We start from the raw sequence: 24,672 nt of genomic DNA, 5'->3' as shown, positions 1-24,672 counted from the left end.
AGGGACCACGCTATGATCCCGCCCTGTTCGCCCAGACGCTGAACGCGGTCATCGCTCTATTTACCCGCACCCTAGCCGGATGACGGCCCACCGCCGGTCAGCCGGCTAGGCGCCTCGCGGGCTCCGACGCAGGAGGCTCAGCGCGGCCACAACCGCGCTGCGCCGCGCACGCCCGAGGAATCACCCCAACGGGCCGGCACCACCTGCCCCTTCCAGTCGCCACCGAAGCTGTAGCGATCGATCACCGCGGGAAGCCGGGCGTAGATCGCCTCGACATTCGACATGCCGCCGCCGAACACGAAGACGTCCGGGTCGACGATATTGGCGATCATCGCCAGCGCGCGTCCAAGCCGATCGACATAGGCGTCGAGCGATGCGACCGCGTCGGCTTCGCCGTGTCGCGCGGCCTCGACGATCGCGGCGCCGTCGAGCATCTGCCCGGACCGGGCGGCATGATCCTGCCGGAAACCGGTCCCCGATATCAGCATGTCGAGGCACCCGCTTTGTCCGCACCAGCAGGACGGACCGGGATATTCCGCCGCGGTCATCCATGGAAGCGGAACATGGCCCCATTCGCCGCCCATGCCGTTCGCGCCCTCGACGATGTGCCCGTCGACGACCAGTCCGCCTCCGACGCCGGTCCCGACGATCACCGCAAAGGCGGACCGCGCCCCCGCTGCCGCCCCGTCGACCGCCTCGGACAGCGCCATGCAATTCGCGTCATTGGCCATCCGGACCTGACGGCCGAGAGCAGTCTCCAGATCCTCGCGAAAGGCGCGGCCGTTGAGGAAGGTGGCGTTCGAGTTGCGCATCAGCCCGTCGCGCGGACTGATCGATCCGGGCGTACCGACCCCGATCGAGCCCATGGCGCCCGCCTCGCTCTCGGCGCGAGCGATCAGCTCGCCGATCGTCCCGATGGCGTCGTCGTAATTTCCCGGGTTCGGGCTACGCACGCGGGCGAGGAACTGGCCGTCGGCGTCAAGGGCCGCTGCCTCGATCTTCGTGCCGCCGACATCGATACCGATCTGGATCACTGCATCTCTCTCTGACTTTGGTTTGGAGGCACCCTGCCCGCGAGAAAGATAAAGTCAATTTGCTTTAACAATCAGCCCTTAATCAGGATGGCGTCCGACGGCAGGATCCGGTCGAGAAACGGCAGGATCGCAGCGCCCACGGCGGGCGCATCGCGCGAGAGTGTGGCGCGCCGGATCGGTGCACGCGCCGGGATCGTCGGCGCCGCCGCGATCAGCTTGCGCGTCGTTTCCGACGCCAGTCGGTCGAGCACCAGGTCGGGGAGACGTCCGCCGATCAGCACCGCGGCCGGGTTGATCAGGCAGTTGACGGCGGTCAGCGCGGGCACGAGCGCGCTCGCGCACTCGTCGACCCATGCATCAAGTGTCGCACCGAACTGTTCAGCAACGTCCAGCGCCGGGTCGAACGGCGTAGTCAAGCCAGCCTGTTCAAGCCGCGCGGCGAGCGCGGACAAGGACACCACGTCCTGAAGCACCTGTCCCGGCATGCCCGCCAGAGGCAGAAAGCCGAGCTCCCCGCTGCGGGCGTCGGCGCCGCGATAATAGGATCCGTCGATGACGACCCCGCCCCCAAGCCCTGCGCTGACCAGAATGTAGAAGAAGCTCGCATGGTCGAGCCCGCCACCGAACTGCGCCTCGCCGATCGCCGCCGCCGCCGCGTCATTGTCGATATGGACCGACCAGGGAACGACACCGGCGAGCAGCGCCTGGAGGTCGACAGCACCCCAGCATTCATAGCCCGCCGGACGATGCGGCAACGCCACCTGCCCCAGATCGTCGGGCAGTGCCACGCCGACGCCAAGTATCCTGTCTGCGCGCAGCACGCCCGATCCCCGGATCTCGGCGATCTCCTTGCCGACGATGCCAATGATGTCGTCGGGCATCGCGAACGCGATCTGCTGTGTGAACCGGGACCGGACCTGCCCTGCCAGATCGAGCGATACGAGCGTGACGTGATCACGGTCGATGTTCAGCCCGATCGCGAAGCATCCATCGGGGTTAATCCGCAACCGCACCGCCGGCTGGCCGCGTCCGCCCTTGCGGCGCCCGGCATCGACGATGAGATCAGCCTCGAACAGGCGCCCCGTGATATTCGCGATCGTCGGCGCGGTGAGGTTGGTCATCGTCGCGATCTCGGTCCGGGTAATGTCCGGATTTCGACGGATGACCTGGAGCACGACGCGCTGGTTATAGTCGCCCGCCCGTTCGAGATTCGTGCCCGACAGGCTTGGGCCAAGCCGCACCGCGCGCTCCTCCGCAGTCACCCCGCCACCGGCATGCGGCTCGAAATCCGAGAAATCCACGGCTTGCTCCCTCCCCGGAACGTCGAGGCGCGCATCGATGTGATTTCGCGCGCCGCCCCGTCAGTCGTGCGTGCCGACGGCCCCAAATGCGATCCTATAGTCCGACATCCACCCCAGCCGGTCAATTGAATATGCCAAGTTGGTTATATCTCCGCACCGGAAAGCACACCGGGTTGGCACGACGCCGTGCACACGGCCGCGAACAAGCGACATCGCGCAGTTGCAAAGCCTGTGGTATCGCGCCGCAATTCAACCATTTGGAAAGATCGACATCGATGATTACACGGCTCGAAGATCTGGAGCGGGTCCGCGCCGAATGCCGGTCGCTTGTCACCCGGCGATCCTTGATGTCGGCGGGCGCCGCGGTCGTACCGATTCCGGGCGTCGACCTGGTCGCGGATGTCGGCCTGTTGACCACCCTGCTGCCGAAGATCAGCGAAATGTTCCAGCTCGATCACGAACAGGTGCAAAAGCTCGAGCCGCATCTCGCGCAGCAGGTGCTGGTGATGGCGTCGAGCATGGGCAATAACGTGATCGGGCGCATGGTCACCAAGCGGGTCGTGGCGGCGCTGCTGCGGCGCGTCGGTGCGCGGGTCGCGGCGGGATCGCTTGCCAAATATGTACCGTTCGTCGGTTCTGCCTTCGCCGCCACGATCAGCTTCGGCGCGATGAAGCTGGTCGGCAACGCGCATATCGAGGATTGCTACAAGACGGCGCTGGCCTTGCTGCCCGCGTCGGGGCAAATCGCTCCGGTCTCGACCCCGGCGGGCGGTATCGCACGCTGACCCGGCGCACGCAGCGCCCCACGAAGAGGACCGACACATGGCGAAACAATATTGGGCACAGTTGATCGACTTCGAAGAGGAGATGCAGTCCGCATGCATCTCCGGCGCGACCGATCACGAGGATGCCGCCGAGACGCTCATCTCCGACTTCGTCGGGCAGATGGGTGGAGAAATCACCAAGGGCGCTGTGCGCGTCTGGGTACAGGGCGAAAACCGCGAGAAGGTCTATGACTGGACCGTCGACCTGATCATCCCAGAGGATGACGGCACGCACGGCGGCGAGGATGAAGAGATCGAGGTCGAGGCCGAGATCGAGTTGATCGAACGCACCTGACGCCCCCGCGCCAATCAGGCACCCCGTGCGCCGTGGCGTACGGAGTGCCCTGGCTTGAGCCGTAACAGATTAGCTCGGGGCGCCCTCGCCGCCGTTGAACCCGCGCTCGAGAATCTGCGCGACCAGCCGATCGCGTGAGCGCGCGGTGCGCTCGCCCAGGACGACGGCGATCAGTCGGCGGTTGCCGCGCTTTGCCGATGCCGCCAGATTGAACCCGGCCTCGACCGTATAGCCGGTCTTGATGCCGTCGAGTCCGTCAAAGGCGCCGAGCATGTGATTGTGGTTCTGCAACTGCCGTCCCGCCCAGCGAAACGACCGGGTGCTGAAATAGGCATAGCGATCCGCATGCTGGTCGATCAGTGCCTTGGACAACATGGCCATGTCGGTCGCGGTCGTGAGATTGGCGCCGGGCAATCCGGTGACGTTGGTGAACAACGTGCGCCGCATGCCGAGCGTCCGCGCCTTCGCAGTCATCCGCCGCGCGAAGCCGGCTTCGCTGCCACCCAGTTTTTCGGAAAGCGCTACCGCCACGTCATTGGCCGAACTCACCGCGATCGCCCGGATGGCTTCACCGACGGTCAGCCCGGCACCGGGCCGCAGACCGAGCCGTGACGGCGGCTGGTTCGCCGCGGCCCGCGAGAATTTGACGGTGTCGGACAGCTGCAGCTTGTTCGCGTCGAGCGCGTCGAACGCCAGGAACAACGTCATCATCTTGGTCAGCGACGCGGGTCGACGGACCAGATTGGCCCCTTGCGCATATAATACCCGGCCATCGCGCGCATCGATCAGGATGGCCGACACCGTCCGCGCCGCCGCCGGCGATGGCGCGGCGAGCACCGGTTCCGCCAAAGCCGGAACCGCCATTGCCGTCCCGGGAATCGCCGCCAGCGGAACCGGCGCGGCGCGGCTCGCCACCCCGGCGGGCGACGCCGTCGATACCGCAGACGACATGGGCAGAACCAGCGTGGCCAGCGCCGCCAGCACGGCCGGGATACGGCGCTGATAGGCGCCGGTCGGCATCAGCCTCACTGCGGCTCCATCTCGTTCGTGGCGGGCACGTCATCGGCGGGTTCGCTCGCGCTGCTGCCGTCGCGGCGGACGCGCGCAGTCATTCCCGTCGCATCGGCATCGTCCTGCATCTGAACGTCCGGCGCGATTTCCGGAGCGGGCGGTGCCTCGGCTTTCACCTCTGCAGGGGCGGGCGCAGGCGCTTCCTCGACCACCGCCGGCGCTTCGGCTTCAGCCGGGGCCTCTTCCTCATACGCGCTGTTTTCGGTCACGGGTGCGGTGTCCGGCTCGGACGGGGAACAGCCGCCGAGCGCGGTCGCGAACAGGCTCGCGCCGAGCGCGAAGCGGATCGCATGTGTCTTGGTCGTCATGGTCATGTCCCTCATCGTGCTGCCATCGCCTGCGCCGCCGACCGTGCCTCGATCTTGGAGGCCAGTGTCGAATCCCAGCTATAGGGATCCGCGCGGAAGTTCATCTGGCCGTTACCACTGGCGAATGCCGTCCAATAGAGGAGATAAACCGACACGGGCTTGCTGAGCCGCGCCCGCACCGTCGTGCCCTTGTCGACCGTCGCCGCGACCATCTCGGGGGTCCATTGCGGATCACCCGCGAGCAGGAGGTTGGCAAGCTCGGCGGGCTTTTCGAGCCGGACGCACCCGTGGCTCGCCAGACGGCTGAAGCTCGCAAACTTCGCGCGTGACGGGGTGTCGTGCAGATACACCGAATAGGGATTGTCGAAATCGAACTTGTACCGCCCCAGCGCGCTCTGCGTACCAGCGGCCTGCTGCAGCCGCGTGCCGCCGATCACCTTGAAGCCATTGCGCTTCAGGTATCCCGGATTGGCCTTTTCCTTCGGCCACAGTTCGCGCGTCGCGATCGAGGTCGGGACGTTCCAGGGCGGGTTGATCACGACGCTATGGATCGTCGAGGTCAGCATTGGCGTCTCGTCGCCGGGGCGCCCGGTGACCGCGCGCATCGAAGTGATCGGCCGGTCGCCGTCGAATACCGTCAGGACCGCGGCGGCGATGTTCACCTGGATGCGATCCTTGGGCAGCTCCTGCGGCAGCCAGCGCCAGCGCTCCATGTTCGCCATGATCTGGCGGACGCGATCGGTCGCCGAGACGTTCAGCGCACCCAGCGTCTGCCCCGACACGATCCCGCTCGGATTGAGTCCGTAGCGCCGCTGCGCGCGACGTACCCCCTCGAGCAGCGCAGCGTCGAACCTGTCGCCGCCGGCCGATACGTCCTTGTCCTCGATCGCAAGGCGCTGGCGCAGCGCGGTCACGCGTGGGCCCGTCGCGCCGATCGTCATATCCGGGCCACTCGCCAGCATGGACCAACCGCCCGCCGCCGCGATCGCGCGATAGCGCTCGAGCCCGGCCTTGAGCCCGTCATACCCTGAATAGGGCGGTGGCAACGCGGCGAACCACGCGGCGATCCGGTCACGCTTCACCGCGTCGGCAAAGCCCGGCAGCGGATCGAAGGCGGGCGGGCGCATGCCCCAGTCCCGCTGGAAGTCCGCTTCGGACAACCGCCCGGCATGGACGGCGCGGGCATGGTCGAGCGCTTCGCGGACCAATGTGTCATTGTCGACGTCGAGCACCAGCGCCGGCCGCGCGAACGCGAGCCCCTGCCCCATCGTGTCCGACGCAAGCAGCTTCTGCAGCTGCTTGACCTGGGCAACGGACAGCACCGGCATGCGAACGGTAGGCACCACCGGCGGCACCGCCATCCGCGGCGTCATCGCCTGGGCCGGAAGCGCAGGCTGGCTGGCCGGCGGGGCCGATGGGGCGACGGGCCTTTGCGGCTGGGTCTGGAACAGTTGCGGCGGTACCAGCTGCTCCTGCGCCGCTCGGGCCGAAACGGCGTCGACCGGGAGCAACAGGGCCACCACCGCGGCACCGCTCAGCATCGTGCCGAACCAGGGGGCGTTCGTCTTTGTCTTTGAAAGGCTTTGCATAGCGTCCCTATAGCGATCGCGTCCTGCGTCGCACGGGCAATATCGCCCTAGCCTGAATTAAGCCCGGACGACGCGATATTTCCCGCCGCCTTGATGACTATCACAGGGCCCAACGCCCCCTTCGGCCTGGGCACGGCCGTGCCCGTCATTTGCGCGCCGCCCGAGTCGCGTCGCGCTCCGCCGCGAACGGCTCGGACGCGTTCCAGACTGGCCATGCCGTCCCCTCGGCGACCTCGCGGCCCAGCGCATAGGCGACGCTACCCTCCTGCGCGGCGCCGGTCATGTCCCAGCGCGCGTCGAACTCGTCGCAGGTCTGGTGATAGCATCGTGCGTTGAACCGATCGCGCATCGCCTCGCCTGCCTTCGTCCCGCCCGTCACGAGATCGCGGCCCGCGCGGAAATACACCCCCGGCACGCCCTTCTGCGCGAGCGCATAATGGTCCGAGCGGTAATACCAGCCCGCCTCGGTATTCTCCTCGGGCACGATCCGCAGCCCCTGCACCGCCGCAACCCGCTCGAGATCGCGCTCCATCGGCGTTCGCCCGACGCCGATCAGCTCGAGATCACGCGTCCGCCCCAGCACGACATGCGGGTCGAGATTGAACTGTGCTGCGGTCGTCGCGAGCGGCAGGACGGGGTGGTCGGCATACCAGCTTGCGCCGAGCAGCCCCTTTTCTTCCGCAGTCCACAGCGCGAACACGACGGAACGCCGCGGCCGGGCGGCGCCGGCATAGGCGTGCGCGATCTCGAGTAGCGTCGCGGTGCCGGTCCCGTTGTCGATCGCGCCGTTGCGGATCCGGTCCGCGGGCGGATCGAACGCGTTCTCCCCATAGGCATCCCAATGCGCGCCATAGAGAATGCTGCCCGCCGCGGGATCGGTGCCCGGAAGAACGCCGACGACATTGTGGCTCGCGACATGTTCCATCCTTGTTTCGACCCGCGCCGACAGGGTCGCCCCCTTCAACATGATCGCAGCGAAATCGGCGCGCTGTGCCGCAGCCTTCGCCGCGGCATAATCCAGCCCCGCCTGCCGCAGCAGACGGATTCCAATGTCGTTGCGCAGGTTGCCGCGCAGTCCGAACGCCGCAGGCACCGTCCCGGTGTCGAGCGCATAGCCCGGTACCGCGTCGCCGTTCGCGATCTGCAGCCAGGGATAGCTGGCTGGGAACGTCTCGTGGATCGTCAGGAACGCCGCAGCGCCGCGCTTCTGCGCCTCGGTGAGCTTGGTTCGCGCAGCAGGGCTCGACGCGCGTCCGCCGAATCCCAGGTCGCACCCCGCCTCGACATCGGGATCGCCGGCCAGGGCGACGACGATCTTGCCGCGCACATCGACCCCGCGATACGGATCATAGCCGAGCTTCGGCTCGACCACGCCATAGCCGACAAACACGATATCGGCATGATCGAGCGCGGTCGTGCCGACGATCCGCGACGATGCCGCGATCTCGATCCCCGGCCGTAATGGCACCGACTGATCGCCGAGATGCAGCGTGAAGGTTGCGGCATCGCGGGTCCAGCGCAGCAGGGGCATACGCTGCCGATAGCTGGCGCCGGCAATGGGTTTCAGCCCGAGTTGCTTGAAGCGTCGCTCGAGGAATTCGAGCGTGACCGCCTCACCCGCTTGAGTAGGCCCGCGCCCGTGGAATGCATCCGCGCTCAGTGTCTTGACGTCCGCCTTGATCCGGTCCGGCGACAGGATGGTCGGCCGTGGATCAGCGGCGATGGCGGCGGTAGTGGCCGAGACGGTGAGCAGCAGCAGCGGCAGGAGGCGTTTCATCGGCATAACCTGCCCGCGATGTGTCACGTGCACAAGCGAACGAATGAGATCGCACGCTATTCCCGCGCCTTAGGCCGCGATCTTCAGCCCGGCAGACGAACCTGAACGCGGCGAAAGCGCGCTTCGACAAAGCTGTAGACGCCGAACAATCCCAGCCCGACGCCCGTCGCGGCCAACAGCCATTTGCCCCCCGGCTGGTCCTGCAGCATCGCCAGCGCGTCGGCCATGCCGCCGGCTTCGGTCGCATGCGCCTGCCATGCCGCGACCGCGAAAAAGCCCGCGATGATCGTGAAGACGACCGCGCGGGCGCCATACCCCAGCCGCCCCATCGTGCAGACATAGGAAGGCAGCGAGCCGTCATTGTGCAGGTCCTTGACGAAATCGCCCTTCAAGGCTTTCTTCGCCTGCATCACCGCCGCGGTGAGGATACCGATTGCGACCACGGCAACCAGCACGCGGCCGAACGGCACCGACAGCAGCCAGCCGGTCCAGTCGCGGGCACTCTCGTCACCCGGGGACTGCCCGCCGCCGCCCGTCCTTGGTTGCCAGGCGAGACGTGCCGCACTCCAGGCAAGGATGAGGTGGGCGATCCCGCTGACGACGTGCCCGATCCGGGTCAAGGCGCCCTTGGCGTCGCGCATGATCTGCTCCGGATCGGCGATCGCTTCGGTCAGCCGCCATACCGCATAGCCGAGCAGACCCGCGGCAATGACGGCCAGCAGGACGGCACCGAGCTGCTCGTCCGCCAGCGATCCGATCGCACCCTGATTGTCGGCGATCGTTCCGCCGCGCATTGCGGCATCGACCGCAAACCAGGCAACCAGACAATAAACCAGCCCGCGCGCGGCGAAGCCGAGACGTGCGAGTTGCGTCGCACGGACATCCGAGATGGTCACCGCAAATCCCCCTGGATCATATTGATCGTTACGCCGGCTAAACCCGCCGTGCGCAGCGACGTTCCGCCGGCGGTCACGACATCGCCGCGGCGACGCGGATCGGCGCAGCCCGGTACCGCGCCCGGGCCGCACCGGACCGTCAGGCGTGGATCACCTCTGCGGCGTCCGCGAAGGGGACCGGAAGGCGTGCAATCGCGGGATGCGCGATCAGGTAGCCCTGGCACAACCGTACCCCGAGCGCGCACAACGCCGCCAGTTCGCCCGAAGTCTCGATCCCCTCGGCGATCGGGATGATGCCAAGTTCGTCGCACAATGCGATGACCGCGGCGACGATCGACCGCTTCACGGCGGACCCGTCGATCCCGCGGATCAATGCCATGTCGATCTTGATGACATCGGGATTGAGTTCGGCAAGCAGCCCTAGCCCCGCATAGCCCGCGCCGAAATCGTCGATCGCGGTCACGAACCCTTGTGCACGGTACGCCTCGATGATCCGCCGTACATGCGGCACGTCGTGCATGCGTTCGTTCTCGGTGAATTCGAACATCAGGTTGCGCTTGTCGAAGCCGACCCGCGCCGCTGCCCCCAGCGTCGCCCGGATACAGGCATTGGGTTCATAGACCGCGTTAGGCATGAAATTGATCGACAGCTTCACGTCCTCGCCCGGCGTGAACAGCGCGCCAGCCATCTCAACCGCGCGCACACGGCAGGCCTGATCGAACCCGTAAATCATGTCCCCCGACACCCTGTCGAGGATCGCCCCCGCGCCCGCACCGTCGGTGCCGCGAACCAGCGCTTCATAGGCCCAGACCCGCTTCGTCGCGATGTTGACGATCGGCTGGAACGCCATCGTGAAATCGAACGGGAGCATGCTGCCGGTGCCACAGGCACCGCACGTCACACGGGTCGCCGTCTCGACTGGTGCGATCGCGTCCGCTGGAGCGCGGGCTGCAGCCCGGAATGGGGCGGGGTCGATAAATGTCACTGTCGCTCCTTACCGCGCTCTATAGGGGCCGGACGGGCATGAGGACCGGCGCGACGCCACCTCACTCCAAACTCGGTGAGTTCATTGTTAATCTACAACAATTAACAGAATGAGTAGTACTGTTTTGTTATCATAGATCAAGTATTATTTAGCTGTGCAAACGTGCGTCAATTGGTTGGTGGACGGCGGCGATAGCTCAGCGCTTCCGCGACATGGATACGCGCCACGTGATCGGCGCCGGCCAGATCCGCGATCGTCCGCGCGACGCGCAGTATCCGGGTATAACCCCGCGCGGTCAGCCGCATCGCCTCTGCCGCCTGCACCAGCAGACGCTGTCCTGGCGCATCGGGGGCAGCGATCGATTCGAGCAACGGGCCGTCCGCCTCGGCATTCGTCCGCACGGGATGATCACGATAGCGCTCCGTCTGCACCCTGCGGGCGGCGGCCACTCGCACTGCCACCGCTGCCGATCCCTCGCCGGCCTGGGGCAGGACGAGATCCGCCGCCGTGACCGCTGCCACGTCGATATGCAGGTCGATTCGGTCGAGCAGCGGCCCGGACACCTTGGCCTGATAGTCCGCGGCGCAGCGCGGTGCCCGCGCACAGGCGAGGCCGGCATCGCCGAGATGACCGCAACGACACGGATTCATCGCCGCGATCAGCTGGACGCGGGCGGGGAAGGTCACATGCGCATTGGCGCGGGCAACGCTGATCGTTCCCGTCTCGAGCGGCTGGCGCAGCGAATCGAGCACCGCCCGCTGGAACTCGGGCAATTCGTCGAGGAACAGCACACCCAGATGCGCCAGGCTGACCTCCCCGGGCTTCACCTTCAGCCCTCCCCCGGTCAGCGCAGCCATCGACGCCGAATGATGCGGGCTGCGGAACGGCCGAGTCCGGGTCAGCCGTCCCCCCGACAACGTGCCCGCGACCGACTGGACCATCGACACTTCGAGCGCCTCGGCGGGGTCGAGTGGCGGCAGGATCCCCGGCAGGCACGCTGCCATCAGTGATTTGCCCGACCCCGGCGGACCACACATCAACAGATTGTGCCCACCCGCCGCAGCGACCTCCAGTGCGCGCTTGGCGGTCTCCTGCCCACGAACCTGCGCAAGGTCCGGCCCGGCCGGCGCGACATCGACCTCGCCAGGCTGGGGCGCGCGCAGCAGGCCATGGCCTTTGAAATGGTTGATCAGCGCGAGCAGGTCGGGCGCGGCAACCACCTCGATCGACCCGGCCCAAGCCGCTTCAGACCCCTGCGAGGCCGGGCAGATCAGGCCCTTACCCTCGTTCGACGCATGCAGCGCGGCGAGCAGGACACCGGGCGACGCGGTGATGCGCGCATCGAGGCCGAGCTCGCCGACGACGACATAATCGGCAAGCATTTCGACATCGATCACCCCCATCGCCGCCAGCAATGCGAGCGCGACAGGAAGATCGAAATGCGATCCTTCTTTTGGCAGATCGGCAGGCGACAAGTTCACCGCGATCCGTTTCGGCGGCAATGCCAGCCCCATCCCCGCGATCGCGCCGCGGACCCGCTCGCGGCTCTCGCCGACCGCCTTGTCCGCCAGCCCGACGAGGTTAAAGGCGGGAAGTCCCGGAATCAGCTGGACTTGTACTTCGACGGCGCGCGCTTCCAGCCCCAGATATGCCACTGTCGACACGATCGCCGCCATGAAAATCCCCCGCCGAGGCGCTCGTCATGGCGGATCGCCACCGTCACGCCCTATTCATACCGGATTTGGCCTTTGGGCAATGGCAGGCGGCACGGTGCCGTCTTGCCAACCTAACACACCGGTCCCAAATGCCTCGCGTGAACGCCGTCCGCTCCTCGACCTATCGTTTCGTTCAGTTGCTGTGCGGCGGGATGATGATCCTTGCCGCCCCCCTGCTGACACCGGTGCCCGGACCGGCGGGGGTCTTCGTGTTTGCCGGCGGCATGGTTCTGGTTCTGCGCAACTCGCCACGGGCACGGCGACGCTGGGGCCGGCTGAAGCGCCGCTGGCCGCGGGGTGGCCATTTCGTCGACCGGATGATGCGCCGGCGCAGCGCGTTGCGACGGCACGCCCGTGATCGTGCCGCCGCGGTTTCGCAGCGAGGCGATTCAGCGAAGACGGAGCGCGTGAATTGACTTGTCCGCCTAGTTTGCCTAAGCGCCCACCCATCAAGGCCGTCCCCGTGGCGGCCGTTTTCTATTTGATGACCTAGGGAATGACCAATGAAGCGGACCTTTCAGCCGAGCAACCTGGTACGTGCACGCCGTCACGGCTTCCGCGCACGGATGGCCACGGTCGGCGGCCGGGCAGTGATCCACGCCCGCCGCGCCCGCGGTCGCAAGAAGCTGTCGGCCTGACCGTCGCGGCCGGCGATGCCGGCCTGACGATCATGTCGAAACGCCGCGATTTTCTCGCGGCGAATTCGGGGAAGCGCGCACCGATGCCGGGATTCGTCCTGCTCATGCGCCCCCGCGATGACGGTGACGAGACGATGCGAATCGGCTTCACCGTCACCAAGAAGATCGGCAATGCCGTTGTCCGTAACCGCATGAAACGGCGGTTGCGGGCTTTGGCGCGTGAGCTGTTGGCGGAACGCGGTGTCGCCGGCGCCGATCATGTACTGATCGGCCGCAATGGCGGCATCGAGCGCGATTACGCGCTGTTGCGGACCGAACTTGGCAAGGCTTTTCGCAAGGTCACGCCGCAAGCAGCAGCTGCTGCTTCAGTGGATACCACCACCCCGGCGAAGGCCGTGGCCCAGGTGGGGAAGCCCCTTTAATGCATCGCAGCCGCTCGTCACTAGCGTCCCCCAACTGGGCGCCGGCCTACGCCGGGGTGGTCCGCAGTCTGGAGTGGCGCTGTCCCGAAGGCGCGATCTTGCACCGCTTCTTGTTCTCCCGCGAGAGTGGGAGTCCAGTCTGGATCCCCGCCTTCGCAGGGAAACAGTTCTGGGGTGCACTGGTCCCGGCCGCATTGTGCTAGCCCGCCTCCTCATCCTCGTCGCGCGCGGCTGGCAACTCGGTCCTTCGCTGGTCCTGCCGTCGAGCTGTCGCTACGATCCTTCCTGTTCCGCCTATGCAATCGAGGCCGTTGGGCGCTATGGCGCGCGCAAGGGGGGCTGGTTGGCGGCGAAGCGCATCGCGCGCTGCCATCCGTGGGGCGGGTACGGACCCGACCCAGTCCCAGAGCTGAAGCCTGAGAAATTGAAAGACGCCGCCCTGTGAAAGACGACAAGCAGAATTTCGTGCTGTTCGCGGTTATCGCGGCGCTGATCTTGTTCGGATGGCCGATGATCCAGGGCAAGTTCTTCCCGACGGCCAATCCACCGGTGACGAAAATCGAAGGCGGCAAGACCAAGCCCGTCGCGAATCCCGCCGCCGATCCGGCTGCCGACGGTGGCGCCGCAGTGCGCGATCGCGCCGCGGTCATTGCCGAGACCCCGCGCGTTCGTATCGAAACCCCGCGGGTGTCCGGCTCGATCAACCTGAAGGGTGCGCGGATCGATGATCTCGTTCTCAAGGGCTATGACGAGACCGTCGCGAAGGATTCTCCGCCGATCCGTCTGCTTTCACCGGCCGGTGCACCGGACGCCTATTTTGCGAGCTTCGGTTGGCGCGCGCAGGGGCTTGCCCCTCCCGCCGCCGACGCCGTCTGGACCGCGTCGGGCGCAACGACGCTGACGCCCACGACTCCGGTCACGCTTGATACAACCAACGCCACGGGCCAGCGCTTCCGCATCCAGATCGCGGTCGACGGCGACTACATGTTCACGGTACGCCAGACAGTCCTCAACGCGGGCACCGCGCCCGTCCCAGTTGCCACCTATGGCCTCGTCAACCGTGTCGGCATCTCCAAGGATCCGTCGTCGATGACGATCCACGTTGGGCCGATGTCGGTCGACAATGGCGGCGCGCATTACCGTCCGAACTACAAGGACATCGACGAGGCTCCGCAGAAGTTTTCGACCACCGGCGGCTGGCTTGGCTTCACCGACAAATACTGGCTGACCGCGCTGGTCCCCGATCAGGGTCAGGCGTTTGACGGCCAGTTCCGTGCCGGCGCCAACAAGGCCTATCAGGCCGACTACGCGCTGCAGCCCAAGCTCATCGCCCCCGGCCAGGCGGTGACCCAGACGTCGCGCTTCTTTGCGGGCGCGAAGGAGGTCCGGCTGCTCGATCGCTATACCGATCAGGCGGGCGGCGTCGCCAAGCTCGATTATGCAATCGACTGGGGCTGGTTCCGGATCGTCGAGAAGCCGATCTTCTATTATCTCGACTGGCTGTACCGCACGGTCGGCAATTTCGGCGTCGCGATCATCCTGCTGACGGTGACGATCCGCGGCCTGCTCTTCCCGATCGCGCAGCGCCAGTTCAAGTCGATGGCCGCAATGCGCGCCGTCCAGCCCAAGACCAAGGCGCTGCAGGAGAAGTACAAGGACGACAAGGTCCGCATGCAGCAGGAGGTCATGGCGCTGTACAAGGCGGAGAAGGTCAACCCGCTCGCGGGTTGCGCGCCGACGCTGCTGCAGATCCCGATCATGTACGCGCTGTACAAGGTGCTGATGCTGACGATTGAAATGCGTCACCAGCCGTTCGTCGCATGGATCAAGGATCTGTCCGCGCCCGATCCGCTGACGCCGCTCAACCTGTTCGGTCTGTTGCCGTTCACCCCGCCGCACATGATCGCGATCGGCATTGTCCCGATCATCCTCGGCATCAGCATGTACTTCCAGTTCAAGCTGAACCCGACGCCGATGGACGACACGCAGAAGCAGGTCTTCAAGCTGCTGCCCTGGGTGCTGATGTTCGTGATGGCGCCGTTCGCCGTCGGTCTTCAGGTCTACTGGATCACGTCCAACTGCCTGACGATCCTTCAGCAGAAGCTCCTCTACGCCCGGCATCCGGGCCTGCAAGCACCGGTGACCAAGTGAACGACCTTCCGACCGCCGCCCCGAATCTGGGTCCCGATCTCGAGCAGACCGACGCGCCGTTCACCGCGGAGCAGCTCGAGCATGCGCGCAAGCTGTTCGCCGGCCATGTCGGCTTCCTGAAATCGGCACCGACGCTCGAATTCCTGCCCGATGCGTCGGTGCCGGAGGTGGCGTTTGCCGGGCGGTCGAACGTCGGCAAGTCGTCGCTGCTCAACGCGCTGACCGGCCGCAATTCGATGGCGCGTACGTCGAACACGCCCGGACGTACGCAGGAACTGAACTTCTTCGAGGTCGGCGCGCCGCTCGCGTTCCGCCTCGTCGACATGCCCGGCTATGGCTTTGCCAAGGCGCCCAAGGATGTCGTCAAGAAGTGGCGCTTCCTGATCAACGACTTCCTTCGCGGCCGCGACGTGCTCAAGCGCGCGCTCGTGCTGATCGACTCGCGCCACGGCATCAAGGACGTCGATCGCGAGATCCTTGAGATGCTCGACAAGGCTGCGGTCAGCTATCGCATGGTGCTGACCAAGGCGGACAAGATCAAGGCATCGGAACTCGTCGAGGTCACCGAGCGCACCGCGGTCGAGGCCCGCAAGCGCCCCGCCGCGCATCCCGACATCCTCGTGACGTCGAGCGAATACGGCATGGGCATCCCCGAACTGCGCGCGGCGGTCGTCGAAGCCGTCAGCTGACGCCCGTGCATCCGGCGAGGGCGGCAGAGATTGCCCTCGCCGCTCCCGCCCGCTAGTCCCCGGGCCATGAAACTCGTCATCGGCAACAAGGCCTATTCCTCCTGGTCGCTTCGCGGCTGGCTCGCCTGCAAGCAGTCCGGGCTGCCCTTCGACGAGGTCGTCGTCCCGCTCTACGATGCGGAATGGGAAAAGCGGCGCCAGGGCGATGAATTCGCCCCCTCGTCGGGCAAGGTGCCGATCCTCTGGGATGGCGAGGCGGTCGTATGGGACAGCCTGGCGATCGTCGACTATCTCGCGGACAAGGTGGGTCGCGACCGCTTCTGGCCCGAAGACGAGGCGGCCCGCGCCATGGCCCGCTCGATGGCGGCCGAAATGCATTCGAGCTTTGCCGCGCTGCGCAAGAAGCACAGCATGAACGTCCGCCAGATCTTTCCGGCACAGCGCCCCGACGACGATGTCCTGGTCGATCTCCAGAGGATCATGGAGCTCTGGGCTCAGGCGCGCGCGCGCTTTGGCGGTGGCGGCGATTTCCTGTTCGGGACGTTCGGCGCGGCCGACATCATGTACGCGCCCGTCGTCACGCGGATCGTCACCTATCAGTTGCCGATCGCCCGGTTCGCGCAGGGCTATATGCAGGCGATGTTCGACCACCCCTTCATGCAGGACTGGATCGCCGGTGCGCAGGAAGAGGACTGGGTGATCGAACAATATGAGCAGCCGGCACCGAGCGCGCTGCGGTGATCGATCCGTTGGCGCTGGCGCAGGCGCTGCTGGCCGAGGACAGCGTCACGCCGGCGCGGGGCCGCGTGTTCGACGTGCTGGAGGCGGCGCTGACGCCGATCGGCTTTGACGTCGACCGCTTCACGATCGGCGAAGCGCCCGACGGTCCGGTCGAGAACATGCTCGCGGTCCGGACCGGATCGGGGCCACACCTGGCATTTGCAGGGCATCTCGACGTCGTCCCCCCGGGCGAGGGGTGGCAGGGCTCGCCCTGGTCGGCGGAGGTTCGCGACGGCCTGCTCTACGGGCGCGGCGCGGTCGACATGAAGGGCGCGATCGCCGCCTTTGCCGCTGCCGCCAGCCGGACCGACGCGGGCACCGTGTCACTGATCATCACCGGGGACGAGGAAGGTCCTGCCACCTTCGGGACGCGCGCGCTGATCGACCGGATGGCGTCACGGGGCATCCGTCCCGACCAGTGCATCGTCGGCGAGCCGACCTCCACCGCCGCGCTCGGCGACACGATCAAGATCGGCCGGCGCGGCTCGGTCAATATCTGGATCAGCGTCCCCGGGCGGCAGGGTCACGTCGCCTATCCGCATCTCGCCGACAACCCCATCCCACGGCTGGTCGAGATCCTTGCCGAGATCGAAACCGTCGCGCTCGACCAGGGCAATGCCTGGTTCCAGCCGTCGAACATCGAGGTCACCGATATCGCGGTCGGCAATCCCGCGCATAACGTCATCCCGGCCGCAGCGTCGGCGCGGCTCAGCATCCGGTTCAACGACACGCATAGCGGTGACGCGCTGATCGCCCGGATCGCCGCGCTAGCGGCTCGGCATGATCCAGCAGCGGTCGTCACCGGTCGCGTGTCGGGTGAAGCCTTTCTGACGGAACCCGGGCCGCTGTCGACGCTGGTGTCGGACGCGATCACCGCGGTGACGGGGGTCGTTCCCGACCTGTCGACGACGGGCGGCACGTCCGACGCGCGGTTTCTGGCGAAGCTGTGCCCGGTGGTCGAATTCGGGCTGATCAATGCGACGATGCACAAGCTCGACGAGGCGGTTGCGGTCGAGGACCTGTACCGCCTGACCGACATCTATGCCGATGTCATCGTCCGCGCGGTCGAGCGGGGATAGCGCGGGACGGGTATCACCCCAGGTCGCGGCTGCGACGCAGGATGATGTAGAGTGCCCCTGCCCCGCCATGCCGGGGATGCGCGCCGCGTACCGCGACGATCCCGCCGGCATGACGCGAGATCGATAGCCAGTCGATGACCGCCGCACGGATCGCGCCGCGGGCATGCGGCCGTTCGCTCTCGGGGCGGGGTGGCTTGCCCGTCACCAGCAACAGCACGCGGTCGCCGCGGGCGATCGCGCGGGACAGGCCGGTGTCGAGGATTGCATGCGCGGAGGCGAGCGTGTGGCCGTGAAGGTCGATCGAGCTGTCGGGACTGACCGCGCCGCGCAGCAGTCGCTTGTCCCAGCCGCCGTCGAGCGTGTTCGCCGGTGACAAGGTGCGCGCCGCCGCCTTCAGCGGCGCGGCGCCGGGTGGGGGTGGGAGCGTTGGCAGGCGGATGCCCTTGGTCGGCTTTACCTTGCGCGTCGTCGCGACGGGCGCAGCAACCGGGACGACCGGGGGCACGAGCTTGGGGACCGCGCGCATTGGGCGCACGGTCTGCATCACGCGCGCCCAGAGATGCGCCTCGTCAGGGTTGAGCGGACGATCCGTCATAGCGCGCCCCGTTCGCAGTTGCGGCGTTAAGCCGTGCGGTGGTGCCGATCGGGAGCAGCAGGAACGCGGTGCCGCGCCCCGCCATGCCGCCCGCGGTCGCTTCGGCAGCGGCTCCGGCGCCCCAGAAGGTGTCGAACCGGTTGCTGCCCTTGATCGCGCCACCGGTATCCTGGACGATCCACAGCCCGGTCGCATCCTGCCGGTCGAGCGACAGGATCACCGGCGCGCCGAGCGGCACAAACTTCACGTCCGCCGCCGCGCTGACCTGCCCGGTCACGGGATAGCCCATTGCCCCCTGTGGCGCGCCGTCGAGTTCGCGGAAGAACACGAAGCTCTTGTTCTCGCGCATGATCGCCTGCCCCTCGACGGGGTGATCGTGGAGCCACTGCACGATGCCCTGCATCGACGTCTGGCCGGGCTGCAACAGCCCGCGCGTCTTCATCAGCGCGCCGATGCCGGTATAGTCGCGGCCGTTCTGCGTATCGTAGCCAATCCGGAGGATCGACCCGTCGGGCAGGCGGAGCCGCCCCGACCCCTGGATCTGCAGGAAGAAGAGCTCGACCGGATCCTTCGCCCAGGCGAGGATCGGCGCGGTCTCCGCAAGCGCGCCCTGCTCGATCGCGGTCCGGTCGTAATAAGGAATGAAGTTCGAGCCCGACACGCGGCCGCGGATCTTCTTGCCTTTCAGCGATGTCGAAAAGGCACCGAGATCGACGTCGATCAGATCGCGCGGGCGCCCATAGACCGGGGCATAGCCGTCGCGACGTTCGAGCGAGCCGGCGATCTCGGGCTCGTAATAGCCGGTTGCGAAGGCCTTGCCGTCGCCGACCTGGACCGCCTCGAACCACTGGGTGAAGAATGCGCGCGCGCCACCGGGCCCGGTCGCCTGTGCCGCGGCGCAGGCGGGCTGCCAATCGGCGCCGCGCGTCAGCCCCGACTGGTCGGAGCGACGCTGCAAGCCAGGGCAGCTCGTGACGAAGGCGAGACGTGCAGCCTCGGCCTGCGCATCGCTGATCGGCAGCGTTGCGAGCGACGGCCCCGGCGTTACGCCGGCCGTGACCGCACTGACCGGGGCGAGCGCGCCGGGCAGAGGCGGAGCGACAGGAACGGCAGCCAGCGGAACCGCCCCGACGATGCGGGCGGGTATCTGGATGCCGCGAATGTTGCGAATGTTGTCACTGTTTGGGGTAAATTGACCCCGGGGCGGCTTTCCGGCGGTGGCCGCCGGCGATGCGGTGCCCGGCGAGGACGGGCGGTCGGTCGGTGCCGCGACACCGCCGACGCACCCGCTGAGTGCCAGGGCCAGCGCGAACGAACCGCCAATCCCCCTGATCGCGCGCGTCACGCCTCGTCGGTGTCCGCGAGCTTCCAGTTCGGGCCGGCGCTTTTCAGCGTCCGGACGAACGTCCAGATGTCATGCGTCTCGACCGCGTCGGTCAGTGACCCGGCGATGACTTCGCCCGCCTCGTTCCGCGTGATCGCGGCGATGTCCGCATCGAAGCGCACCGAGATCCGGGCTTCGCGGCCCGAGACCGATGCGTCGGCGATCACCGCGCGTTCGATCGTCACCAGACGATTGTCGAGCGTCTCGCCGGCCGCTTCGCGCGCCGCGATCGCCTCGACGAACGCGGTGCGGACGTCGTCCTCCGCCAGATCGGCGAGCGTATCGGCATCACCCTTCCAGAAGGCTTCCAGCGTCATGCGATAGGCCGCCTGCGCGCCTTCGAGGAACTGGTTGACGTCGAAGCCGGGCTCGACGGCGATGATCGAGCGCAGGCCGGGTTCGGCGCGCGCATCGATGTTGCGGTTCGCGATCGTCCGCTGTTCGGCGGCCGCATCGATCGTGCGCGGGATCGTGACGGGTATGGACCGCTCCTCTGCCGCACGCGGCAGGGGCTGCTGTTCATGACCGGTCCGCTTTCCGAGCACGCTATAAAGACGCATCGCCAGGAACCCTGCGACCATCGCGAGAAGTACTACGTAAAACAACCGTGCCTCCGATCTTCGTCCCAACATAGGGCAACGGCGTCTCTTTTCAAACCCGCCTAGGATTCCGTGGGATCCGTAGCCGTTGAAACACCCGTCGGGCACTGCTACGCGCACTGCCTCAAGACACGAACGCGCGACCCGTCCGCTTCGGTCCCACCTCATTTATACGAAGGATTCGCAGATCATGGACGACCAGAACGGCATGTCGATCGCGGATCAGCCGCTTGCCAATGGTGCCGACGAAGCGCCCGCCGCCGGCCTGATCTCGCAATACGTCAAGGATCTCTCGTTCGAGAACCCCAACGCGCCCGCAGTCTACCAGAACCAGACCCCGCCCGCGATCGACGTCCAGTTCAACATCGGCGCGGCGCAGGTCGGCGACGAGGTGCACGAGGTCGTGCTGAAGATCGACGTCCGCGCCGAGACCGACGGCCAGGTCGCCTTCATCGTCGACCTGTCCTTTGCGGGCCTGTTCGGGCTGCGCAACATTCCGGCCGAGCATGTCCAGCCCTTCCTGCTGGGCGAGGCCCCACGCCTGCTGTTCCCGTTCGCACGCCGCGTGCTGTCGGATGCGGTGCGTGACGGCGGCTTCCCGCCGCTGCTGCTCGAGCCGATCGATTTCGCGCAGCTCTATCTCCAGCAGTCCGAGCAGCAGGGCATCCAGCCGAACGTCGGCGATTTCGGCCAGGCGTGAAGCCCGGACCGGAGGGCGCATAGGTGAACCTGACCAAGGCGCTGGGATCGGTTGGCGGGCTGACGCTCGCCAGCCGCATCCTGGGGCTGGTGCGCGATTCGCTGTTCGCGCGGTTCGTCGGCGCGGGGTTCGCATCGGATGCGTTCCTGATCGCCTTCCGCCTTCCCAACATGTTCCGCGCCCTCTTCGCCGAGGGCGCGTTCTCGGCCGCGTTCATCCCGATGTTCAACCGCAAGGTCGGCGACAAGGATGGCCGCGGTCTGCCCGACGGCATCGCCTTTGCCGAGGACGCGCTGTCGGTGCTGCTGCCGGTGCTGATCGGCATGACGGTGCTGCTCGAGATTGCGGCATGGCCCGTCACGTGGCTGCTGACCTTCGGGTTCAACGGGGCGAGCGCGGAGCGGTTTGCCTATGTGGTCCACCTGTCGCGGATCACCCTGCCCTATCTGCTGCTGATCAGCCTCGTCTCGCTGCTCGGCGGGATCCTCAATTCACTGCATAAATTCTGGATCAACGCTGCGGCGCCGATCCTGCTCAACGCGACGCTGATCGCCGCGCTGCTGCTGTTCCACGAGCGGCTGCCGCTGATGACCGTGCGCAACCAGGCGATCGCGGTGACGGTGTCGGGCGCGCTCCAGCTGCTCTGGCTGATCTACGCCTGCCGCAGATCGGGCGTCGTGCTCCGGCTGAAGCGGCCCCAGCTCAATCCCGAGGTGAAGCGGCTGATGTCGCTGATCTGGCCCGCCGCCGCGGGTGCGGGTGCGGTGCAGATCAACCTCGTCGTCTCGACCGCGCTCGCCGCCGCGCTCCTGCCCGCGGGCTCGGTCTCGTACATCTATTTTGCGGACCGGCTGAACCAGCTGCCGCTCGGGCTGATCGGCATCGGGCTCGGCACCGTCCTGCTCCCCACCATCTCGCGCCAGCTCGGTCGCGGCGAGGAGACGGAGGCGATGGCGACGCAGAACCGCGGCATGGAGCTCGCGCTGTTCCTGACGCTGCCCGCGACGGTGGCGCTGATCGTCTGTGGCGTGCCGATCGTCGGTGCGCTGTTCCAGCACGGCAAGTTCGCGCTCGACGACAGCATCCTGACCGCGCAGGCGCTCGCCGCCTTCTCGATCGGGCTGCCGTCCTACATCCTCGTGAAGGTGCTGACGCCGGGCTATTATGCGCGGTCCGACACGAAGACGCCGGTGCGCTATGCGACGATGTCGATGGTCGTGAACCTCGTCCTCAACCTCGCCTTCATCAAGCCGCTCGGCCATATGGGCCCGCCGCTCGCCACCGCGATCGCGAGCACGGTCAACGTCGCGATGCTGTATCGCACGCTCGTCCGTCGCGGGCATTTCGTCCCCGATGCGCGGCTGGTACGGCGGACGTGGCGGCTGCTGGTCGCCGCGCTGATCATGGGCGGGGTGATGTATTTCCTCAACGACCTGTTCCAGCCGTTCGTCACGGGCAGCGGAACCGAGCGCTGGGGGGCGATGCTCGTGCTGGTCGCGACCGGCGGGGTCGTCTATGCGATCGCCACCCTGCTCACCGGCGCGTTCCGGCTGGGCGACATCTCCACGCTCCTGCGTCGTTCCAAATAAGGTTTTCCCATGCGCGTCGTCTCCGGCATCAAGCCCACCGGTAATCTCCATCTCGGCAATTACCTGGGGGCGGTGAAGCAATGGGTGACGTTGCAGGACGACGTCGTCGCGCAGGGCGGGGAGTCGATGTTCTTCATCGCCGACCTGCACGCGCCGACCGAATGGATCGCGCCGGCCGAACTGTCGTCACACACGCTCGAGGTTGCCGCGACGATGATCGCGGCGGGCGTCGATCCGGCCAAGTCGATCCTGTTCAACCAGGCGCGTGTGCCCGCGCACAGCGAGATGGCGTGGCTGCTCAACACCGTCGCGCGCGTCGGCTGGCTGAACCGCATGACGCAGTTCAAGGACAAGGCGGGCAAGAACCGCGAGGGCGCGAGCGTCGGGCTGTATGACTATCCGGTGCTGATGGCGGCCGACGTGCTTCTCTACAACGCGACTCACGTGCCGGTCGGCGAGGACCAGAAGCAGCATCTCGAGCTCGCGCGCGATATCGCGACCAAGTTCAACGGCGATTACGGCGTCGACCTGTTCACGCTCCCCGCGCCGCTGATCAGCAAGGCGGCGCCGCGGATCATGTCGTTGCGCGATGCGTCGGCCAAGATGTCCAAGTCGAACCCGTCCGAACAGTCGGTGGTCAAGCTGATCGACAGCGACGACACGATCGCGGACAAGTTCCGCAAGGCGAAGACCGATCCCGACCTGCTGCCCGCGACCGTCGACGAGCTCGGCGACCGGGCGGAGGCGCGCAACCTGCTGACGATCTATGCCGCGCTGGCGGACAGCGACGTGGCGACCGTGCTGGGCGAATATGGCGGCAAGGGGTTCGGCGCGTTCAAGCCGGCGCTTGCGGATCTGGCGGTCGCCAAGCTCGGGCCGATTCGCGACGAGATGGTGCGGCTGCTCGACGATCGCAGCGCGGTGACCGCAGTGCTGCGCGACGGCGCGGAGAAGGCGCGCGCGCTGGCGGCGCCGGTGCTGAAGCGGACGCAGGATGCGATGGGGTTGCAGGTCTGACGACGGCTTTGCCGTATCGGCTGCGGAAGCCGGATGATGATTTGAGGACGTGCCTCACCTGAAAGGCGTGTTCCCCCGCGAAGGCGGGGGTCCAGTCTGGGCTCCCGCCTTCGCGGGAGAACACGGGAAGGAAGGCCTCAGCCCTCCAGTTCGCGCATCAGCACACGGACCGCGGCGTCGATGTCGCGGTCCTGGTCGCGCAGTTCGGTGATCTTGCGGACCGCGTGGATCACCGTCGAGTGATCGCGGCCGCCGAACTTGCGGCCGATCTCGGGCAGCGACCGCGTCGTCAGCCGCTTGGCGAGATACATCGCGATCTGCCGCGGCCGCGCGACCGCACGGGCGCGGCGGGCCGAGATCATGTCGAGCGGCTTCAGCTCGAAATGCGCCGTCACCAGTTTCTGGATCTCGTCGATCGTCACGCGCTTCTGCGCGCCGCGCAGCACTTCGCCGAGCGTCGCGATCGCGAACTCGAGGTCGATCGTCTCGCCGGTCAGCTGCGCATAGGCGATGACGCGGTTGAGCGCGCCCTCGAGCTCGCGGATATTGGCGTGGATCCGGCTCGCGATCAGATCGAGCACGTCGGTCGGCACGCGCAGGTCGGGCAGGTCGACGAGCTTGCGGTCGAGGATCGTCCGGCGCAGCAGCAGGTCGGGCGCCTTGATGTCCGCGACCAGCCCGACCGCCATGCGGCTGATGATCCGCGATTCGACGCCCTCGAGTGCCTGGGGGCAGCGATCGGCGGAAATCACCAGCCGCTTGCCGGCGGTCATGATCTCGTTGATCGTGTGGAAGAATTCCTCCTGCGTCGCGTCCTTGCCGGCGATGAACTGGAGATCGTCGATCAGCAGCAGGTCGGCGCCGCGCAACCGGCGCTTGAACGCGTGCGTGTCGCGCGCGCGCATCGCCGCGACGAAATCATACATGAACCGCTCGGCCGACATGCACAGCACGACCGCGTGCGGGTTGGCGGCGAGGAACGCATGGCCGATCGCATGCATCAGGTGCGTCTTGCCCTGCCCCGTGTTGCTGTGGAGGAACAGCGGGCTGAACCGCACGGGTCCGGGCTCGGCGAGCACCTTGGCGGCGTTGAACGCGACCTTGTTCGACGCATCGACGACGAAGCGGTCGAACGTGTAGCGCGGATCGAGCGGCGGACGCTCGGGGATGATGGTGTCGTAGGCCGGCGCGGGCTGCGTCGCAGTGACGGGCGCGGGGGCGGGCTTCAGCGACG

Annotated in this window: 26 protein-coding genes; 13 read left to right on the top strand and 13 right to left on the bottom strand. The window is 66.9% G+C overall.

The genetic code is table 11. The features are described from left to right. Positions 1–137 precede the first annotated feature (137 nt). Positions 138–1,034, bottom strand: a complete 897-nt coding sequence (locus sphst_RS20105) for an ROK family protein (protein WP_031393814.1) — start codon at positions 1,032–1,034, stop codon at positions 138–140. 71 nt (positions 1,035–1,105) lie between these two features. Continuing rightward, positions 1,106–2,335: an ROK family transcriptional regulator gene (locus sphst_RS20100; protein WP_043156719.1), complete on the bottom strand. Its 1,230-nt coding sequence runs from the start codon at positions 2,333–2,335 to the stop codon at positions 1,106–1,108. A gap of 275 nt (positions 2,336–2,610) precedes the next feature. Here sphst_RS20100 and sphst_RS20095 point away from each other — a divergent pair, with 275 nt between their 5' ends. Together sphst_RS20095 and sphst_RS20090 are read left to right on the top strand one after the other, a co-directional pair. After that, positions 2,611–3,120, top strand: a complete 510-nt coding sequence (locus sphst_RS20095) for a DUF697 domain-containing protein (RefSeq protein ID WP_051916327.1) — start codon at positions 2,611–2,613, stop codon at positions 3,118–3,120. 37 nt (positions 3,121–3,157) lie between these two features. Further along, positions 3,158–3,454, top strand: a complete 297-nt coding sequence (locus tag sphst_RS20090; RefSeq protein ID WP_031393817.1) for a hypothetical protein — start codon at positions 3,158–3,160, stop codon at positions 3,452–3,454. A gap of 69 nt (positions 3,455–3,523) precedes the next feature. Here sphst_RS20090 and sphst_RS20085 read toward each other — a convergent pair whose 3' ends face one another. The 7 genes from sphst_RS20085 to sphst_RS20055 all read right to left on the bottom strand — a co-directional run bounded on the left by sphst_RS20085 (position 3,524) and on the right by sphst_RS20055 (position 11,756). Further along, positions 3,524–4,474: a D-alanyl-D-alanine carboxypeptidase family protein gene (locus sphst_RS20085; protein WP_234387781.1), complete on the bottom strand. Its 951-nt coding sequence runs from the start codon at positions 4,472–4,474 to the stop codon at positions 3,524–3,526. A gap of 5 nt (positions 4,475–4,479) precedes the next feature. After that, the gene (locus tag sphst_RS20080; protein ID WP_082446833.1) at positions 4,480–4,833 is read right to left on the bottom strand and encodes a hypothetical protein; all 354 of its coding nucleotides are present in this window, start codon (positions 4,831–4,833) and stop codon (positions 4,480–4,482) included. An 11-nt stretch (positions 4,834–4,844) separates the two neighbouring features. Next, a complete protein-coding gene (locus sphst_RS20075) occupies positions 4,845–6,422 on the bottom strand; it encodes a L,D-transpeptidase family protein (RefSeq protein WP_234387776.1) in 1,578 nt (525 codons plus the stop codon). A 145-nt stretch (positions 6,423–6,567) separates the two neighbouring features. Then, positions 6,568–8,199, bottom strand: a complete 1,632-nt coding sequence (locus sphst_RS20070) for a M28 family peptidase (RefSeq protein ID WP_107046058.1) — start codon at positions 8,197–8,199, stop codon at positions 6,568–6,570. Positions 8,200–8,282: 83 nt separating this feature from the next. Beyond that, the gene (locus sphst_RS20065) at positions 8,283–9,095 is read right to left on the bottom strand and encodes a DUF1206 domain-containing protein (protein WP_031393810.1); all 813 of its coding nucleotides are present in this window, start codon (positions 9,093–9,095) and stop codon (positions 8,283–8,285) included. Positions 9,096–9,234: 139 nt separating this feature from the next. Next, a complete protein-coding gene (locus tag sphst_RS20060) occupies positions 9,235–10,080 on the bottom strand; it encodes an EAL domain-containing protein (protein WP_325049515.1) in 846 nt (281 codons plus the stop codon). A gap of 167 nt (positions 10,081–10,247) precedes the next feature. Beyond that, complete coding sequence (locus sphst_RS20055; protein WP_031393808.1) at positions 10,248–11,756, bottom strand: YifB family Mg chelatase-like AAA ATPase; 1,509 nt, start codon at positions 11,754–11,756, stop codon at positions 10,248–10,250. A 137-nt stretch (positions 11,757–11,893) separates the two neighbouring features. On the opposite strand from sphst_RS20055, the gene sphst_RS20050 reads away from it, so the two are divergent. From sphst_RS20050 to dapE, 8 genes are all read left to right on the top strand, one after another. Further along, positions 11,894–12,211, top strand: coding sequence for a hypothetical protein (locus tag sphst_RS20050; RefSeq protein WP_234387775.1), 318 nt, complete (start codon positions 11,894–11,896; stop codon positions 12,209–12,211). 87 nt (positions 12,212–12,298) lie between these two features. Then, complete coding sequence (gene rpmH / locus sphst_RS20045; protein ID WP_031393806.1) at positions 12,299–12,433, top strand: 50S ribosomal protein L34; 135 nt, start codon at positions 12,299–12,301, stop codon at positions 12,431–12,433. Between the two features lie 32 nt (positions 12,434–12,465). Continuing rightward, complete coding sequence (gene rnpA, locus sphst_RS20040) at positions 12,466–12,855, top strand: ribonuclease P protein component (protein ID WP_051916324.1); 390 nt, start codon at positions 12,466–12,468, stop codon at positions 12,853–12,855. Between the two features lie 196 nt (positions 12,856–13,051). Further along, complete coding sequence (yidD, locus tag sphst_RS20035) at positions 13,052–13,300, top strand: membrane protein insertion efficiency factor YidD (RefSeq protein ID WP_081874402.1); 249 nt, start codon at positions 13,052–13,054, stop codon at positions 13,298–13,300. Continuing rightward, a complete protein-coding gene (gene yidC / locus sphst_RS20030) occupies positions 13,297–15,006 on the top strand; it encodes a membrane protein insertase YidC (RefSeq protein WP_031393804.1) in 1,710 nt (569 codons plus the stop codon). Before yidD ends, yidC begins: the two co-directional genes overlap by 4 nt. 26 nt (positions 15,007–15,032) lie before the next feature. After that, on the top strand, positions 15,033–15,695 hold the full coding sequence (yihA, locus tag sphst_RS20025) for a ribosome biogenesis GTP-binding protein YihA/YsxC (RefSeq protein ID WP_031393803.1): 663 nt from the start codon (positions 15,033–15,035) through the stop codon (positions 15,693–15,695). Between the two features lie 66 nt (positions 15,696–15,761). Then, a complete protein-coding gene (locus tag sphst_RS20020) occupies positions 15,762–16,436 on the top strand; it encodes a glutathione S-transferase (protein ID WP_031393802.1) in 675 nt (224 codons plus the stop codon). Further along, complete coding sequence (gene dapE, locus sphst_RS20015; RefSeq protein WP_031393801.1) at positions 16,433–17,554, top strand: succinyl-diaminopimelate desuccinylase; 1,122 nt, start codon at positions 16,433–16,435, stop codon at positions 17,552–17,554. Before sphst_RS20020 ends, dapE begins: the two co-directional genes overlap by 4 nt. Before the next feature lie 13 nt (positions 17,555–17,567). Here dapE and sphst_RS20010 read toward each other — a convergent pair whose 3' ends face one another. Genes sphst_RS20010 through sphst_RS20000 form a run of 3 tightly spaced genes read right to left on the bottom strand, consistent with a single transcriptional unit; the run spans position 17,568 to position 20,138 of the window. Beyond that, positions 17,568–18,149: a Smr/MutS family protein gene (locus sphst_RS20010; RefSeq protein WP_031393800.1), complete on the bottom strand. Its 582-nt coding sequence runs from the start codon at positions 18,147–18,149 to the stop codon at positions 17,568–17,570. Beyond that, positions 18,124–19,494, bottom strand: coding sequence for a murein transglycosylase A (locus tag sphst_RS20005; protein WP_082446797.1), 1,371 nt, complete (start codon positions 19,492–19,494; stop codon positions 18,124–18,126). Before sphst_RS20005 ends, sphst_RS20010 begins: the two co-directional genes overlap by 26 nt. Next, complete coding sequence (locus tag sphst_RS20000) at positions 19,491–20,138, bottom strand: Tim44/TimA family putative adaptor protein (RefSeq protein ID WP_156360333.1); 648 nt, start codon at positions 20,136–20,138, stop codon at positions 19,491–19,493. Before sphst_RS20000 ends, sphst_RS20005 begins: the two co-directional genes overlap by 4 nt. 184 nt (positions 20,139–20,322) lie before the next feature. Here sphst_RS20000 and secB point away from each other — a divergent pair, with 184 nt between their 5' ends. Genes secB through trpS form a run of 3 tightly spaced genes read left to right on the top strand, consistent with a single transcriptional unit; the run spans position 20,323 to position 23,438 of the window. Next, positions 20,323–20,832 (top strand): protein-export chaperone SecB, encoded by a 510-nt coding sequence (gene secB / locus sphst_RS19995; RefSeq protein WP_031394740.1) that lies wholly within the window; start codon positions 20,323–20,325, stop codon positions 20,830–20,832. Between the two features lie 23 nt (positions 20,833–20,855). Further along, on the top strand, positions 20,856–22,421 hold the full coding sequence (murJ, locus tag sphst_RS19990; RefSeq protein ID WP_031394739.1) for a murein biosynthesis integral membrane protein MurJ: 1,566 nt from the start codon (positions 20,856–20,858) through the stop codon (positions 22,419–22,421). Between the two features lie 9 nt (positions 22,422–22,430). Then, complete coding sequence (trpS, locus tag sphst_RS19985; RefSeq protein ID WP_031394738.1) at positions 22,431–23,438, top strand: tryptophan--tRNA ligase; 1,008 nt, start codon at positions 22,431–22,433, stop codon at positions 23,436–23,438. Between the two features lie 137 nt (positions 23,439–23,575). Here the strand turns inward: trpS and dnaA are convergent. Beyond that, positions 23,576–24,672 (bottom strand): chromosomal replication initiator protein DnaA (gene dnaA / locus sphst_RS19980; protein WP_234387774.1); only part of this gene is annotated, 1,097 nt, incomplete at its 5' end.

The sequence above is a fragment of the Sphingomonas sp. STIS6.2 genome, from assembly GCF_000732685.2.
GTDB classification, from domain to species: Bacteria; Pseudomonadota; Alphaproteobacteria; order Sphingomonadales; family Sphingomonadaceae; genus Sphingomonas; species Sphingomonas aerolata.
Note: the sequence above shows the minus strand (reverse complement) of the source record. Positions and strands in the feature narration are given on the sequence as shown.